Below are 1,797 nucleotides of genomic sequence, written 5' to 3'. Positions count from 1 at the left end.
TTTTTAGATTCTGTATTTTTAGATACTTCGGCTAACGCCTCAGTATGACAAGCTTTAATTTCTAGGATTTTATCTACACATTTTATAATCTCATCACACAAGGGGTTTATTGCTAGATTCTAGCCTTTCATAACTTACTATTTTTTAAACAATTTGCTATGACTCCCCACACGCAAGGCATTAAGCTGCAAAATATCATCGCATAGCTCATAAATGAGTAATAAGTCTGGTTTAATGTGGCATTCTCTAAAGCCCTGCAAGTTTCCGCTTAATGCGTGGTCTTTGTGTTTTGGCTCTAGGGGCTGCCCTGTGGCTAGCTTGTCTATAAGCGCGTCAGTCAAATCTTTGTCTTTTGTTTGTAGCTTTTTGTAGTCTTTGATAAAGCTTTTTGTGAAATTGACATTATAGCTCGCCATTATCGATCGCCTCCCTAAACTCAGCCACATTGGCGTAAGTCTTTAGTGTGCCTTCTCTTTTCTCTTTTTCAAGTTCTGCTTTTGCCTTTAGAATCTCTTTTTCAAACTTTGTAAGCTTGGGCTTTTGCACCTTGCATTTTGCGTTATCAATCTTTGCTAGGCTTTTTATCGCAGTGTAAAGCTCTTTACTAGCATTTTCTATAATCAGTGTCATTTGTTATCCTTTGGGCTTTTGTGTTGCTTAAAATTCTAGCATTAGTTTTTTATGTTTTGGAATCTATTATTTCTATCTCATCGTTTGTGAGATTGTAGAGTTGATAGACTAAAGAGTTAAGTTTAGATTCTAATTTGCTTGTGTCAAGGGTGGAATCTTTGTTTTTTGTGGGTTGCCACGCTGTGCAGACACCGCTCGCAATGACGATAAAAGGGCGGTGCTAGACCATTACTAGAATCTAGCTAGGGCTACTTGCTAAAAATTCTCTGCATTTTTCACTTATACAAATATCTACAAAAGCTTTCCCAAAATCATTTAATGTTAATTTGGCATAATACTTAGTAATGCTTTTGTAATTGCTAAATTTGTTTTCTACCAATATTTTTTTACCCTCTTGAGACTCATATGCTATTAGTCTGTCTCCATCTTTAAAAAATGCTTCAGCCTGTTTAGAATATCCAAAGGTAACTAATCCTAGCAATGTTAAATGATGCTTATTGATAGAAAAAAGATCTTTATCTATGTCGCAGAAAATCTCAATCATATTTTCAGCATAAACACCATGTTCGTTGTTTTCCATAAAGTAGATAAACTCTATGTGTTGGTTATATTTTAAGTATGTTAAGAGTCTGGCTTCTTCACTACTAATTTGCTCTAAAATCTTTGGGAATGCAGGACTTAAGAATTTTTGCTTTGTTTTATCAACAGAACTTTGTAAAATGTTAAAAAACATTTCCCCTAAAAGTGTTTCGTCTGGATTTATAGACAAACCGCAAAGCGTTGGGATAAGAATATTTGGCTGTGCTGCTGTCATATTTTCTTCTTTAACCCCATTTCTTAGTTTATCGCACCATACTTGAAATCTATCACTACCGACCCCACATAGTGATAAAGGGGCAGTGAGCAGCCTTGCGGTTTTTGTCAAATCTTCTAATACTCCACCGATTTGCTTCATGGCGGGTTGCAATCCATCTTTATAAGCTTCTGTCGCATTAAATTCAATATTAAGTGCCATATAACTATTCCTTGTTTTCAACAATTTCTATCTCATCGTTTGTGAGATTGTAGAGTTTATAGACTAAAGAGTCAAGTTTAGATTCTAACTTGCTTGTGTCAAGGGTAGAATCTGCTTTGTCATTTTGAGCCTTTGAAAAAGGCGAAAAATCT

At 35.3% G+C, this 1,797-nt stretch carries 3 protein-coding genes; all 3 read right to left on the bottom strand.

Features of this window, described 5'->3' with window-relative positions:
- Nucleotides 1-137: 137 nt before the first annotated feature.
- Complete coding sequence (locus tag T368_RS0111370; protein WP_004085886.1) at nt 138-416, bottom strand: type II toxin-antitoxin system YafQ family toxin; 279 nt, start codon at nt 414-416, stop codon at nt 138-140.
- Nucleotides 403-630, bottom strand: coding sequence for a hypothetical protein (locus T368_RS0111365; RefSeq protein ID WP_004085884.1), 228 nt, complete (start codon nt 628-630; stop codon nt 403-405). The genes T368_RS0111370 and T368_RS0111365 overlap by 14 nt, the downstream gene beginning before the upstream one ends.
- Nucleotides 631-868: 238 nt before the next feature.
- Entirely contained in the window at nt 869-1,645 is a 777-nt protein-coding gene (locus T368_RS0111360; protein WP_004085882.1) for an Abi-alpha family protein, read from the bottom strand.
- Between the last annotated feature and the right edge of the window lie 152 nt (nt 1,646-1,797).

Source organism: Helicobacter bilis ATCC 51630, assembly GCF_000686565.1.
Lineage (GTDB): Bacteria > Campylobacterota > Campylobacteria > Campylobacterales > Helicobacteraceae > Helicobacter_A > Helicobacter_A bilis.
The sequence above is the reverse complement of the archived record's forward strand: the minus strand, read 5'-3'. Positions and strand labels throughout refer to the sequence as shown.